Raw genomic sequence first — 14,224 nt, 5'->3', positions numbered from 1 at the left:
CGCGACTCAACCCCCGTCTCCCGACCCCATAGGCGGGAGTCGAAGGGGCGTAGCCCCTGGGGAAGGGACGGGTAGGGGCGGCGGGGGCGAGAAACTACTCGGCAGACTCCACCGCATGCCCCCCGAACTGGTTCCGCAGCGCGGCGATCAGCTTCATCTGAGGCGAGTCCGGCTGTCGCGACGCGAACCGCGCGAACAGCGACGCGGTGATCGCCGGCAACGGCACCGCATGGTCGATGGCGGCCTCCACGGTCCACCGCCCCTCACCCGAGTCCTCGGCGTATCCCCGCAGCTTCTCCAGATGCTCGTCCTCGTCGAGCGCGTTGACGGCGAGGTCGAGCAGCCAGGACCGGATGACGGTCCCGTCCTGCCAGGAGCGGAACACCTCGCGGACGTCCGTCACGGAGTCCACGGTCTCCAGCAGCTCCCACCCCTCGGCGTAGGCCTGCATCATGGCGTACTCGATGCCGTTGTGGACCATCTTGGAGAAGTGTCCGGCGCCGACCTTCCCGGCGTGGACGTACCCGTACGGCCCCTCGGGCTTGAGGGCGTCGAAGATCGGCTGAAGCCGATCGACGTGCTCCTTGTCGCCGCCGACCATGAGGGCGTAGCCGTTCTGGAGGCCCCATACACCGCCGGAGACGCCGGCGTCGACGAAGCCGATGCCCTTCGCGCCCAGCTGCTCGGCGTGCTTCTCGTCGTCCGTCCAGCGGGAGTTGCCGCCGTCGACGACCGTGTCGCCGGGCGACAGCAGGTCCGCCAGCTCGTCGACGACGGACTGGGTCGGGCCACCGGCGGGGACCATCACCCACACCGTGCGCGGGGCTTCGAGGCCCTGGACCAGTTCGGCCAGGCTGCCCACGTCGGAGACCTCGGGGTTGCGGTCGTAGCCGATGACGGTGTGGCCCGCGCGGCGGATCCGCTCGCGCATGTTGCCGCCCATCTTGCCGAGGCCGATGAGACCGAGTTGCATCGCAGTCATATCAATCAACTTCCTGAGCGTCACGAGCGTTTCGAAGCGTGCGATACGCGGTCACCAGCGCCGCCGTCGAGGCATCGAGCCCCGGTACCTCCGCGCCCTCCGTCAGAGCCGGTTCCACCTGCTTGGCGAGGACCTTGCCCAGCTCGACGCCCCACTGGTCGAAGGAGTCGATGTTCCAGATCGCGCCCTGGACGAACACCTTGTGCTCGTACAGCGCGATCAACTGGCCCAGCACCGACGGCGTCAGCTCCGGCGCCAGAATGGTCGTCGTCGGCCGGTTGCCCCGGAAGGTGCGGTGCGGCACCTGCTCCTCCGGCACCCCCTCGGCCCGTACCTCCCGCGCCGTCCGGCCGAAGGCCAGCGCCTGGCCCTGTGCGAAGAGGTTGGCCATCAACAGGTCGTGCTGGGCGGCGAGTTCGGGCCCCAGCTCGGCGACCGGGCGGGCGAAGCCGATGAGGTCGGCCGGGATCAGCTTGGTGCCCTGGTGGAGCAACTGGTAGTACGCGTGCTGCCCGTTGGTTCCCGGGGTGCCCCACACCACCGGCCCCGTCTGCCACTCCACCGCGACCCCGTCCCGGTCCACGGACTTGCCGTTGGACTCCATGTCCAACTGCTGCAGATACGCCGTGAACCTGGAGAGATAGTGCGAGTACGGCAGCACCGCGTGCGACTGGGCGCCGAGGAAATCGCCGTACCAGACGCCCAGCAGACCCAGCAGCAAAGGCGCGTTGGCCTCGGGCGGAGCCGTCCTGAAGTGTTCGTCGACGGTCCGGAAGCCGTCCAGCATCTCCCGGAAACGGTCGGGGCCGATCGCGATCATCAGCGACAGCCCGATCGCCGAGTCGTACGAGTACCGCCCGCCGACCCAGTCCCAGAACTCGAACATGTTGTCCGGGTCGATCCCGAACTCGGCGACCGTCCCGGCGTTCGTCGACAGCGCGACGAAGTGCCGGGCCACCGCCTTCTCCTCGCCGCCCAGCCCGGACAGCAGCCAGGAGCGGGCGGAGGTGGCGTTCGTGATCGTCTCGATCGTGGTGAAGGTCTTCGAGGCGACGATGAACAGGGTCTCCGCCGGGTCCAGGTCCCGTACCGCCTCGTGCAGGTCGGCCCCGTCCACGTTCGACACGAACCGCACCGTCAGCGAGCGGTCCGTGTACGCGCGCAGCGCCTCGTACGCCATGGCCGGGCCGAGGCCGGAGCCGCCGATGCCGATGTTGACGATGTTGCGGATCCGGCGGCCGGTGTGGCCGGTCCAGGCGCCGGAGCGGACGCGGTCGGCGAACGCGGCCATCCTGTCGAGGACGGCGTGCACGGCCGCCACCACGTTCTCGCCGTCCACCTCGATCACCGCGTCGCGCGGAGCGCGCAGCGCCGTGTGCAGAACCGCCCGGTTCTCCGTCACATTGACGCGCTCGCCCCGGAACATGGCGTCCAGCAGCCCGAACACATCGGTGGCGGCGGCGAGTTCCTGGAGCAGGGCGAGGGTCTCGTCGGTGATGAGGTGCTTGGAGTAGTCGATGCGCAGGTCGCCGACGTGGACGACGTACCGCTCGGCGCGTCCGGGGTCCGTCGCGAACAGCTCGCGCAGGTCCGGGTGAAGGAGCGGACCGGCGCGATGGTCCTCCAGCGCGGTCCACTCGGGGCGCCGGGTGAGCCGGGGCGTGTCACTCATGGCCGGCGGTCCCCTCGGTGTCCTCGCCGCCGCGCAGGGCGACGGCGTACATCTCGTCGGCGTCGAGGCGCCGCAGCTCCTCGGCGATCAGCTCGGAGGTGGGGCGCACCTTCAGGGCGAGGGTGCGGGAGGGCTGGCCCGGCAGGGTGAGCGTGGCGAGGGGGCCCTCGGGGCGGTCGATGACGATCTCGCCCCTGTCGGTGCCGAGGCGTACGCCCGTCACCACCGGCCCGGCGGTGGTGACCCGCTCGACGGTGACGCCGAGGCGGGCCTCCAGCCAGCGGGCCAGCAGTTCGGCGCTCGGGTTCTCGGCCTCGCTCTCCACGGCCGCCGAGATGATCTCCGCCTTGGCCTGGTCGAGGGCGGCGGCGAGCATCGACCGCCATGGCGTGAGCCGCGTCCAGGCCAGGTCGGTGTCACCGGGGGTGTAGGACTTCCCCCGCTGCTCCAGGGCGGCCAGCGGAGTCTCCACCGCGTACATGTCGGTGATCCGGCGCTGGGCGAGCGTCCCCAGCGGGTCCTTGGCGGGTACCTCCGGCGCGTCCACCGGCCACCACACCACGACCGGCGCGTCCGGCAGCAGCAGCGGCAGCACCACGGAGTCGGCGTGGTCGGACACCTCGCCGTACGTCCGCAGCACGACCGTCTCACCGGTGCCCGCGTCGGCGCCGACCCGCACCTCGGCGTCCAGATGCGACTTCGTGCGGTCCTTCGGGGTCCGGGCGTGCCGCTTGATGACGACCAGGGTGCGCGAGGGGTGCTCGTGCGAGGCCTCCTCGGCCGCCTTGATCGAGTCGTACGCGTTCTCCTCGTCCGTCACGATCACCATCGTGAGGACCATGCCCACGGCGGGCGTGCCGATGGCCCGGCGGCCCTGCACCAGGGCCTTGTTGATCTTGCTTGCCGTGGTGTCGGTCAGGTCGATCTTCATGGCCTGCGCCAGCTCCGTCCGTCTCGTGCGAGCATCTCGTCGGCTTCCTCGGGACCCCAACTGCCCGAGGCGTACTGCGCGGGCCGCCCCTGCTTGGCCCAGTACTCCTCGATCGGGTCCAGGATCCTCCAGGACTCCTCCACCTCCTGATGGCGGGGGAAGAGGTTGGCGTCGCCGAGCAGCACGTCCAGGATCAGCCGTTCGTACGCCTCCGGGCTGGACTCGGTGAACGACTCGCCGTACGCGAAGTCCATCGTGACGTCCCGGATCTCCATCGAGGTACCCGGCACCTTCGAACCGAAGCGCACGGTCATTCCCTCGTCCGGCTGCACCCGGATGACGATCGCGTTCTGGCCCAGCTCCTCGGTGGCGGTGGAGTCGAACGGGGAGTGCGGGGCCCGCTGGAAGACGACCGCGATCTCCGTGACCCGGCGGCCGAGCCGCTTGCCGGTACGCAGATAGAAGGGGACGCCCGCCCAGCGGCGGTTGTCCACGCCCAGTTTGACGGCCGCTTAGGTGTCGGTCGTCGAGGACGGGTCGATGCCGTCCTCCTCCAGATAGCCGCGCACCTGCTCGCCGCCCTGCCACGCCGCCGCGTACTGACCGCGCACGGTGTGCGCGCCCAGGTCCTCCGGCAGCCGTACGGCCCTGAGCACCTTCAGCTTCTCGGTGAGCAGCGACCCGGCGTCGAAGGCGGCCGGTTCCTCCATGGCGGTCAGCGCCATCAGCTGCAGCAGATGGTTCTGGATGACGTCACGGGCCGAGCCGATGCCGTCGTAGTATCCGGCGCGTCCGCCGATGCCGATGTCCTCGGCCATCGTGATCTGTACATGGTCGACGTAGCTGCGGTTCCAGATGGGCTCGTACATCTGGTTGGCGAAGCGCAGCGCCAGGATGTTCTGGACGGTCTCCTTGCCGAGGTAGTGGTCGATGCGGAACACCTGCTCCGGGTCGAACACCTCGTGGACGACCTGGTTGAGCTCCTCGGCGGACTTCAGGTCGTGACCGAACGGCTTCTCGATCACCGCGCGCCGCCAGGAACCCTCGGGCGGGTCCGCGAGACCGTGCTTCTTGAGCTGCCGGACGACCTTGGGGAAGAACTTCGGCGGCACCGAGAGATAGAAGGCGAAGTTGCCGCCGGTGCCCCGGGAGGCGTTCAACTCCTCGACGGCCTGGTGGAGTTGCTTGAACGCCTCGTCGTCGTCGAAGTCGCCCGGGATGAACCGCATCCCCTCGGCGAGCTGCTGCCAGACCTCCTCACGGAACTCGGTGCGCGCGTGCTCACGGACCGCGTCGTGCACGATCTGCGCGAAGTCCTCGTCCGCCCAGTCACGGCGGGCGAAACCCAGCAGCGAGAAGCCCGGCGGCAGCAGCCCTCGGTTGGCCAGGTCGTACACGGCCGGCATCAGCTTCTTGCGGGACAGATCACCGGTCACCCCGAAGATGACCAGACCGGACGGGCCCGCGATCCGGGGGAGCCGGCGGTCGCGGGAGTCCCGCAGCGGGTTGCCCCAGTCGGCGGCCGTAGGTGCGGTCCTGCTCATTCCCCGTCAACTCCCTTGCTGTTCAAGGACTTCGTCACCGCGTCCAGCAGCTCCTGCCACGCCGTCTCGAACTTGGCGACGCCCTCGTCCTCCAGCAGCCGCACCACCTCGTCGTACGGGATCCCGAGCTTCTCGACCGCGTCGAGGTCGGCGCGGGCCCGCGCGTAGCCGCCGGTGACGGTGTCGCCGGTGATCCGCCCGTGGTCGGCGGTGGCGTCCAGGGTCGCCTCCGGCATGGTGTTCACCGTGCCCGGCGCGACCAGCTCGTCCACGTACAGGGTGTCCTTGTACGCGGGGTCCTTGACGCCGGTCGACGCCCACAGCGGACGCTGCCGGTTGGCGCCGGCGTTCTCCAGCGCGCTCCAACGGCCGTTCGCGAAGACCTCCTCGTACGCCCGGTACGCGAGCCGCGCGTTGGCGAGCGCGGCACGGCCCTTGAGCGCGAGCGCCTCCTGAGTGCCCAGCCGCGTCAGCCGCCTGTCGATCTCGGTGTCGACGCGGGAGACGAAGAAGGAGGCGACCGAGTGGATCGAGGAGAGGTCCAGACCGCGCTCGTGCGCCTTCTCCAGACCGGCGAGGTAGGCGTCCATCACCTCGCGATAGCGCTCCAGCGAGAAGATCAGCGTGACGTTGACGCTGATTCCGAGGCCGATGACCTCGGTGATCGCCGGGAGGCCGGCCTCGGTCGCCGGGATCTTGATCATCACGTTGGGGCGGTCGACCAGCCAGGCCAGTTGCCTGGCCTCGGCGACCGTCGCCCGGGTGTCGTGGGCGAGGCGCGGGTCGACCTCGATGGAGACCCGCCCGTCCCGCCCGGCCGTCGCCTCGTGCACGGGCCGCAGCACATCGGCGGCGGCGCGTACGTCGGCGGTCGTCATCATCCGTACGGCCTCGTCGACCGTCACCCCGCGCACGGCCAGATCGGCCAGCTGCTCCTCGTACCCCGCTCCCGAGCCGATCGCGGCCCGGAAGATGGACGGGTTGGTGGTCACGCCGACGACGTGCCGGGTCGCGACGAGTTCGGCGAGGTTCCCGGAGGCGATGCGCTCGGGGAGAGGTCGTCGAGCCAGACGGAGACGCCCTCGGCGGAGAGGAGCCGCAGAGGCTCCGTGGTCGTTGTCGCTTCAGTGGTCACAGTGATCATCTTCCTTCAGGCGCTCGCGTCAACCGCGGACGGCGGCCAACGATTCCCTCGCGGCGGTGACGACGTTCTCGGGCGTGAAGCCGTACTCGGCGAAGAGGGTCCCGGCGTCCGCGGAGGCGCCGAAGTGCTCCAGCGAGACGATCCGGCCGCTGTCCCCGACGTACCGGTACCAGGTCAGACCGATGCCCGCCTCGACAGCCACGCGGGCCCTCACGGACGGCGGCAGCACACTCTCCCGGTAGGCGCGCGGCTGCTCCTCGAACCACTCCACCGACGGCATCGACACCACCCGCGTGCCGACCCCCTCGGCCTCCAGCCGCTCCCGCGCGGCCACGGCCAGCCGCACCTCGCTGCCGGTCGCGATCAGGATCACCTCCGGGGCCTCGGTCGAGGACTCCCGGAAGACATAACCACCCTTCGCCGCCTCGGGGTTGGGCGCGTACGTCGGTACGCCCTGCCGGGTGAGCGCCAGCCCGTGCGGGGCCGGGTCCGTCGCGTGCCGCTTCAGGATCTCGGCCCACGCGATCGCCGTCTCGTTGGCGTCGGCGGGGCGGACGATGTTCAGCCCCGGGATCGCCCGCAGGGAGGCCAGGTGTTCGACCGGCTGGTGGGTCGGGCCGTCCTCGCCGAGGCCGATGGAGTCGTGCGTCCACACGTACGTCACCGGGAGCTGCATCAGGGCGGACAGGCGGACGGCGTTGCGCATGTAGTCGGAGAACACGAGGAACGTGCCGCCGTAGACACGGGTGTTGCCGTGCAGCGCGATGCCGTTCATCTCCGCGGCCATGGAGTGCTCACGGATGCCGAAGTGGATGGTCCGGCCGTAGGGGTTCGCCTCCGGCAGCGGGTTGTCCGCCGGCAGGAAGGACGACGTCTTGTCGATCGTGGTGTTGTTGGAGCCGGCGAGGTCGGCGGAGCCGCCCCACAGCTCGGGGATGACGGCGCCGAGCGCCTGGAGCACCTTGCCGGACGCGGCACGGGTCGCGACGGACGTGCCCTCCTCGAACACCGGCAGTGTCCGCTCCCAGCCGTCGGGCAGCCGGCCCGCGACCACCCGGTCGAAGAGCCGCGCCCGTTCCGGGTCGGCGGCACGCCACTCGGCGATCCGCTTGTCCCAGGCGGCGTGCGCCTCGGCGCCCCGGTCGAGGGCCCGGCGGGTGTGGGCGAGGACGTCGTCGGCGACGTCGAAGGACTTGGCCGGGTCGAAGCCGAGGACCCGCTTGGTGGCCGCGACCTCGTCCTCGCCGAGCGCGGAACCGTGCGCGGCCTCGGTGTTCTGGGCGTTCGGCGCGGGCCAGGCGATGATCGTGCGCATCGCGATGATCGAGGGGCGCGCGGTCTCCTCCTGCGCCGCCTTCAGCGCGTCGTACAGGGCGTGCACGTCGACGTTGCCGTTGAACGCCGGGTCGATCCGCTGCACATGCCAGCCGTAGGCCTCGTACCGCTTCAGTACGTCCTCGGAGAACGCGGTGGCGGTGTCGCCCTCGATGGAGATGTGGTTGTCGTCCCACAACAGGACCAGGTTGCCGAGCCTCTGGTGGCCGGCCAGGGAGGACGCCTCGGCGGAGATGCCCTCCTCCAGGTCGCCGTCGGACACGATCGCCCAGATGGTGTGGTCGAACGGGGACTCGCCCTCGGGGGCGTCCGGATCGAACAGCCCGCGCTCGTAGCGGGCGGCCATCGCCATGCCCACGGCGTTGGCGACACCCTGGCCCAGCGGCCCGGTGGTGGTCTCGACCCCCGCCGTGTGCCCGTACTCGGGGTGGCCCGGAGTCTTCGAGCCGTGCGTCCGGAAGGCCTTGAGGTCGTCGAGCCCGACCTCGTACCCGGCGAGGAAGAGCTGGGTGTAGAGGGTCAGCGAGGTGTGGCCGGGGGACAGGACGAAACGGTCGCGGCCGATCCACTCCGGATCGGCGGGATCGTGCCGCATCACCTTCTGAAAGAGCGTGTACGCCGCCGGGGCGAGGCTCATCGCGGTCCCCGGGTGGCCGTTCCCGACCCGCTGCACGGCATCGGCCGCGAGAATGCGGGCGGTGTCGACGGCACGACGGTCGAGTTCTGTCCAGTTCATCTTCAAGAACTCCTCGATGAGCACTAGGAAATCGCTCTGCTGTCTTCAAACGTAAAAGTCTGACTTTTGCTGGGGAAGGTCGGCCTGTGCCAGCCTTCGGTGAAAGTGGGACACGGCCACGACAGCGAGCGGCAGCGAGGGGACATGGCAGACCAACCCGCCCGGGACGACGGCACGGGGATCAGAACCTTCCCCTTCCCCGCCGACCCCGTCCACTCCGGCGTGGGCATGCAGGTGGGCCCCATGGGCCCGGACCACACCTGGCACCCCGACGTCCCCCTCGAACGGACGCACCGCATCGACTTCCACGTGGTGATGCTGTTCGACGACGGCCCCGTGACCCACATGATCGACTTCACCGAGTACGAGGCCGACGCGGGTGACCTGCTGTGGATCCGCCCCGGGCAGGTGCACCGCTTCTCCCGCACGACCGAGTACCGCGGGACCGTCCTCGCCATGCAACCCGGCTTCCTGCCCCGCGCGACCGTCGAGGCGACCGGCCTCTACCGCTACGACCTGCCCCCGCTGCTGCACCCCGGCGAGGCCCGACTGACGGGCCTGCGCGACTCCTTGGCCCAACTGCGCCGCGAGTACGCCGACACGACCACCCTGCCGTTCAGCCTCTACACCGCGGTACTGCGTCACTCCCTGACGGCGTTCCTGCTGCGCCTCGCCCATCTCGCGGCCGACTCGGCCGAGGCGTCGCGCCGCCAGGCCGACACCACCTTCACCCGCTTCCGTGACGCGGTCGAACGGGACTTCGCCACCAACCACAGCGTCAGCGCCTACGCCGACACCCTCGGCTACTCCCGCCGCACCCTCGTACGTGCCGTCCGCGCCGCGACCGGTGAGACCCCGAAGGGCTTCATCGACAAGCGGGTGATCCTGGAGGCGAAACGCCTGCTGGCCCACACGGATCTGCCCATCGGCCGCGTGGGGGCGGCGGTGGGCTTCCCCGACTCGGCCAACTTCTCCAAGTTCTTCCACCTGCACACCGGGACGACACCGGTGGTGTTCCGGGCGGAGACGCGGTGACCCTCCGGATACGGCGGAGGGGCGGCGTGCCTTGAGCGGGCGTGCCTTCAGGGGCATGGCGAAGGGGCCCCGCGTGGATGCGCGGAGCCCCTCTTCCGCCGTCCCGACGATCGGGTCAGCGACCGAAGTTGAACCAGTTCACGTTCACGAAGTCCTGTGACTGCCCGCTGGTGAAGGTCAGATAGACGTCGTGGGTCCCGGTGACCCCGCTGATGTTCGCCGGGACGGTTCTCCAGGACTGCCAGCCGCCGGTGTTGGCGATGGCGAAACTGCCGATCGGGGCGTTGGAGCGACTGTCGAGGCGCACTTCGACCAGGCCGCTGACGCCACTGCCGGCGCCGCTGGCCACACGGGCGATGAACTGGGTCGCCGCCGTCGAGCCGAAGGCGACGTTCTGGAAGAGCGCCCAGTCGCCGTTGGCGAGGGACCCGATGTTCTGGCCGCCGCCGGTGTCGGTGGTGGTCTCGGTGCTGACCCCGCTCTGACTGTTGTACGACTCGGCCTGGATGGCGCTGTACGCGTCACGGGTGCCCGTCGGCGGGGGAGTGGTACCGCTCCCACTGGCCGACAGCACCTGGACGTAGTCGACGACCATGGGCACACCGGACCGTGTGTCGGCGTCCAGGCCACCGCCGAACGCGTCCGGGAAGGCACCGCCCATCGCCACGTTCAGGATGATGAAGAAGCCGTGGTTGGTGGCGTTGGTCCAGGTCGTGGCGTCCACCTGGTTCGCGTTGACCGAGTGGAACTGGCTGCCGTCGACGTAGAACCGGATCGTCTCCGGCGTCACCGAGCGGTCCCACTCCATGGTGTACGTGTGGAAGCCCGACTGGCATGTGGTGTTGGGGCAGGCCGTGGAGTTGCCGATGCCGGTCGTCTCGTTGCACGGGCCGCCGGGGTTGGTGCCGCAGTGCATGGTGGCCCACACCTGGTTGCGGCCCTGCACGTTCTCCATGATGTCCAGCTCGCCGACGCTCGGCCAGTTCTGGTAGTTGCCCCGGTAGGGGGCGCCCAGCATCCAGAACGCCGGCCAGTAGCCCTCGGCGGCCGTGCCGGTGACGTTCGGCATCTGGAGCCGGGACTCGACCCGCAGCTTGCCGCCCGCCGGGGGCTGGAAGTCGGTGCGGTTGGTCTCGATACGGCCCGAGGTCCAGTTGCCCGCCGAGTCGCGCAGCGGGGTGATGCGCAGATTGCCGTTGCCGTCGAGCGAGACGTTGTTCGTGCTGTTCGTCATCGTCTCGACCTCGCCGGTGCCCCAGTTCGCGGGCCCGCCCGGGTACGAAGTGCCGGTCGCGTACTGCCAGTTGGAGGTGTTGACGCCGGTGCCGGCCGTGCCGTTGAAGTCGTCGACGAAGACCTGCGTCCAGCCGGTGGGCGGCGTGGGCGCGGCCCCCTGCGCGGCCGTCGCCCCGGCCGTGGCCAGCGTCAACGCGCTGACGACGGCGAGGAGTACGCGCCGGAGCGGGCGACGTCTGTTGGGTATGCCGGAGGGTTCACTCATAGCGGCCTCTTCGGGTGTACGGAGTGAAGTGCGCGGGTGGAGAGAGCCCTGTGGAGTCCCGTTCCTGAGAGCGCTCTCAAAGAAACAGCGTGCGGACAATGTGCGCTCCGGCGCTGTGACCGTCAAGAGTTAAAGCAGAGAAAGTCCGTGCGGGAGGGGTGAGTTCATGGTGTGAAGACGCGCGTCAACGGGATGCCGTCGGCTCGTCCGGGCGTACGGAGAACGCCGTGTCACCGGCCATCGCCACGATCGCCTCCTCGACGAGCAGCACGGTCGGCGGGGCCTGGGCGGCGATGTCACCGGGGTCGTCGATCGCCTCCGTACGCCACAACTCGCCGCCGGTCGCGCTGTCCAGGGCCAGCAGCCGGCCGAAGCGGTTGGCGAAGTACACCTCGTCGCGCTTCGTCGACACCGCCGGCGCGGACAGGCTCTCGATGTCGGTCGACGTCTGCCACAGCTCCTTGCCGCCGGCCGCCGACACGGCGGTGACCGTCCCGTTGGTCCGCACGAAGTAGACGACGCCGTCGACGAGCGTGGCGCTGCCGCGCACCTCCCGCTTCAGCGGGATACGCGTGATCCTCCCCGTGTCCGGGTCCACCCGCAGCAGCGCGTTGTACGGCCGCTCGTAGCCGTCCTGGTACACGGTCTCGTTGGTCGCCGGCGCGAGGAGGAGCGGCTGCTCGTCGAGGGTCCCCAGGGCGAGGGTTCTCGGGGGCAGCGTGGCGAGTTCGTGCGCTGTGCCGTCCGCGGGGTCGAGCCGTACGAGAGTGAACCGGCTGTCGTCGAGCAACTCGTCGCCGTCCCGGCACAGGCCGTACGGGACGCCGCCCAGCGCGGACGGTGAGCAGCTCAGCCCGCCCGGCACGGACCAGCGCCACAACCGCTCGCCCGACGCCGAGTACGCGACGAACTGTCTGTTGCCGGGGGCCGCGGTCAGTACTCCGCCGTCGAAGAGGTGGGCCGACTCGTTCGGGCTGACGGCCCTCGTCCACCGTCGCTTCCCGGTGTCGGAGTCCAGGGCGGCGAGGCGTCGACTGGTGCTGTCGGGCTCCTCGTACGCGTAGACCAGACCGCCCCGGACGCCGACCGGGTGCGAGGTCTGCGGCTGGGTCCCGTGCCACCAGCGCGTCCTGCCGGTGGCGGCGTCCAGCTTGGCGACGACGAAGCCCGAGCCGCCGCAGTACAGGTCGGTCCCGGCCGGGACGCATCCCGGTTGCATATAGCCGTTGGAGACTTCCTCGGCGGGGATGTCGTAGTCGCGCCGCAGGGCCGTCTGCCACGGGCGCCAGCCGTCGGGGAGGGACAGGGCACGCGTGCCGGTGCCCTGGGCTTGCGGGGTCTTCGGCTCCGCCGAGGCGATCAGGAGGACGCCGCCGGACAGCGCGGTCACGGTCAGGGCGGCGCCGAGGCCGACGAGGAGCAACTGCCGTTTGGCGCGGCGCCGCTTGGTCGTCCGGTCGGGCGCCGCGGGAGCGGGGATGGGGGTGGGCGCCGGCACGGGGGTGGAGGGGGCGTCGTCGGACTCCGGCAGCTCCCACAGCAGGTGGTGCAGTTCGGTGAGGTCCGGACGGGCCGTCGGGTCCTTCTGCAGACAGCGCTCGACGATGGTCCTCAGCGGCTGCGGAACCCCGTCCAACTCGGGCTTCTCGTACATCACCTGAAAGCCCGCCATGTACGGGCTCTCCGCCTCGAACGGGCTGTTCCCGCAGGCCGCGAACACCAGCAGCGAGCCCAGCGAGAACACGTCCGAGGCGGCGGTGACGTCTCGGGGCGAGCTCAGCTGTTCCGGCGACATGAAGGGCGGGGTGCCGACGACACGGCCGGTCGCCGTCAGGGTCTGGTTGTCGCCGGCGCGCGAGATGCCGAAGTCGATGACGCGTGGGCCGTCCTCGGCCATCAGGACGTTCGCCGGTTTGAGGTCCCGGTGCACCACGCCCGCCTGGTGGATGTCCCGCAGCGCCTCGGTGAGCCCGAGGGCGAGGGACCGCAGGCGGGCGGTGTCCAGCGGGCCCTCCTTGCGGACCAGCCCGGAGAGGGTCGGACCCGGCACGTACAGCGTGGCCATCCAGGGCCGGTCGGCCTCCGGGTCCGCGTCGACCACGGGCGCGGTGAACGCCCCGCTGACCCGGCGGGCCGCCGCGACCTCCTGCCGGAAGCGGGAGCGGAATTCCTCGTCCTCGCGGTACTGCGCGTGCACCAGCTTCACCGCGACCAGCCGCCCCGACGCGGACCGGCCCAGATAGACGACCCCCATGCCACCGGAACCGAGCCGGTCCAGCAGCTCGTACCCGCCTATGACGGTGGGATCATCGTCCCTCAGCGGCATTTCCCACCACGCTCATTCGTACGGCAGCTGCGGCGGGTTCAGCCTAAGCGATGCGAGGAGGCCGCCCGACAGGGCCCGCCTGGGGGCGATATCCGCGGGACGTCCACGGCACGCCTCTCCTCTGTGATCACCAGTGCGGTCGCATCGTGCGCCGCCTCCATGGGGCGGAGCTCTGAGAAGGGGGTGCCGGGGCTGAGATTCCTCCGAGGACCGCCGGGCGATCGCGGGGTGAGCGCCGGGCCCGGCCACCCCGGCTCCCGGCACCACGCGGCTCTTATTCGGTGGCCCCGCCGGAGGCGACCCGTTAGCTTCCCCTCATGGCGGACATACACGGCACGTGCACGGAACGATTCGCCCCGGTGGGCCGGGCGCTCGCGGCCTCGCTGGACGGCAAGGACGTCGGCGCCTCGGTGGCGGTGTACGTGGACGGTGAGCCGGTGGTCGACCTGTGGGGCGGGTATGTCGACGCCGAGCGCACGGCCCCCTGGGAGCGGGACACCATCACCAACGTCTGGTCCACCACCAAGACGATGGCCGCGCTGTGCGCGCTGATCCTGGCCGACCGCGGCGAACTCGACCTGGCCGCACCGGTGGCCGAGTACTGGCCCGAGTTCGCGGTGGCGGGCAAGGAGGGCGTACGGGTGAGTCATGTGCTGTCGCACACGGCAGGGCTGCATGTGTGGGACGCGCCGATGACCCTGGAGGACCTGTACGACTGGCCGACCGCCACCGCCCGGCTCGCCGCGCAGGCGCCGGCCTGGGAGCCCGGCACCGACGCCGGGTACCACGCGGTCACCCAGGGATATCTGATCGGGGAGCTCGTACGCCGGGTCACCGGCCGCAGCCTGGGCACCTTCTTCGCCGAGGAGGTCGCGGGCCCGCTCGGCGCCGACTTCCACATCGGGCTCGCCGCCGAGCACGACCACCGGGTCGCGCCGATCATCCCGCCGCCCTCCTCCCCACCCCGAGGGGACCGGAAGCCCAACCCCGCCATCTCGGGGGAGGTCGCCAACACCGT

8 protein-coding genes and 2 pseudogenes are annotated in these 14,224 nt (G+C 70.5%); 2 read left to right on the top strand and 8 right to left on the bottom strand.

The window, feature by feature from the left end; translation table 11 throughout:
- Window positions 1-94: 94 nt before the first annotated feature.
- From gnd to tkt, 6 genes and pseudogenes are all read right to left on the bottom strand, one after another.
- Window positions 95-973: a phosphogluconate dehydrogenase (NAD(+)-dependent, decarboxylating) gene (gnd, locus tag STRIP9103_RS01860; protein ID WP_048819521.1), complete on the bottom strand. Its 879-nt coding sequence runs from the start codon at window positions 971-973 to the stop codon at window positions 95-97.
- A 10-nt stretch (window positions 974-983) separates the two neighbouring features.
- Window positions 984-2,654: a glucose-6-phosphate isomerase gene (pgi, locus tag STRIP9103_RS01855; protein WP_009295362.1), complete on the bottom strand. Its 1,671-nt coding sequence runs from the start codon at window positions 2,652-2,654 to the stop codon at window positions 984-986.
- Window positions 2,647-3,585, bottom strand: coding sequence for a glucose-6-phosphate dehydrogenase assembly protein OpcA (gene opcA, locus STRIP9103_RS01850; protein WP_009295356.1), 939 nt, complete (start codon window positions 3,583-3,585; stop codon window positions 2,647-2,649). Before opcA ends, pgi begins: the two co-directional genes overlap by 8 nt.
- A pseudogene (gene zwf / locus STRIP9103_RS01845) lies at window positions 3,582-5,129 on the bottom strand (glucose-6-phosphate dehydrogenase). Before zwf ends, opcA begins: the two are co-directional and overlap by 4 nt.
- Window positions 5,126-6,273: pseudogene (gene tal / locus STRIP9103_RS01840) on the bottom strand (transaldolase). The pseudogenes zwf and tal overlap by 4 nt, the downstream one beginning before the upstream one ends.
- A 19-nt stretch (window positions 6,274-6,292) precedes the next feature.
- Window positions 6,293-8,344: a transketolase gene (gene tkt, locus STRIP9103_RS01835; RefSeq protein ID WP_048819520.1), complete on the bottom strand. Its 2,052-nt coding sequence runs from the start codon at window positions 8,342-8,344 to the stop codon at window positions 6,293-6,295.
- A 144-nt stretch (window positions 8,345-8,488) separates the two neighbouring features.
- Between tkt and STRIP9103_RS01830 the strand changes: the two genes are divergently transcribed.
- Window positions 8,489-9,379, top strand: coding sequence for a helix-turn-helix domain-containing protein (locus STRIP9103_RS01830; RefSeq protein WP_048819519.1), 891 nt, complete (start codon window positions 8,489-8,491; stop codon window positions 9,377-9,379).
- Between the two features lie 115 nt (window positions 9,380-9,494).
- Here the strand turns inward: STRIP9103_RS01830 and STRIP9103_RS01825 are convergent, their stop codons facing one another.
- Entirely contained in the window at window positions 9,495-10,880 is a 1,386-nt protein-coding gene (locus tag STRIP9103_RS01825) for a glycoside hydrolase family 16 protein (protein ID WP_009295352.1), read from the bottom strand.
- 184 nt (window positions 10,881-11,064) lie between these two features.
- A complete protein-coding gene (locus STRIP9103_RS01820) occupies window positions 11,065-13,206 on the bottom strand; it encodes a serine/threonine-protein kinase (protein WP_009295360.1) in 2,142 nt (713 codons plus the stop codon).
- A 317-nt stretch (window positions 13,207-13,523) separates the two neighbouring features.
- Here STRIP9103_RS01820 and STRIP9103_RS01815 point away from each other — a divergent pair.
- Window positions 13,524-14,224 (top strand): serine hydrolase domain-containing protein (locus STRIP9103_RS01815; RefSeq protein ID WP_009295355.1); only part of this gene is annotated, 701 nt, incomplete at its 3' end.

The organism is Streptomyces ipomoeae 91-03 (genome assembly GCF_000317595.1).
Classification (GTDB): domain Bacteria; phylum Actinomycetota; class Actinomycetes; order Streptomycetales; family Streptomycetaceae; genus Streptomyces; species Streptomyces ipomoeae.
The sequence above is the reverse complement of the archived record's forward strand: the minus strand, read 5'-3'. Positions and strand labels throughout refer to the sequence as shown.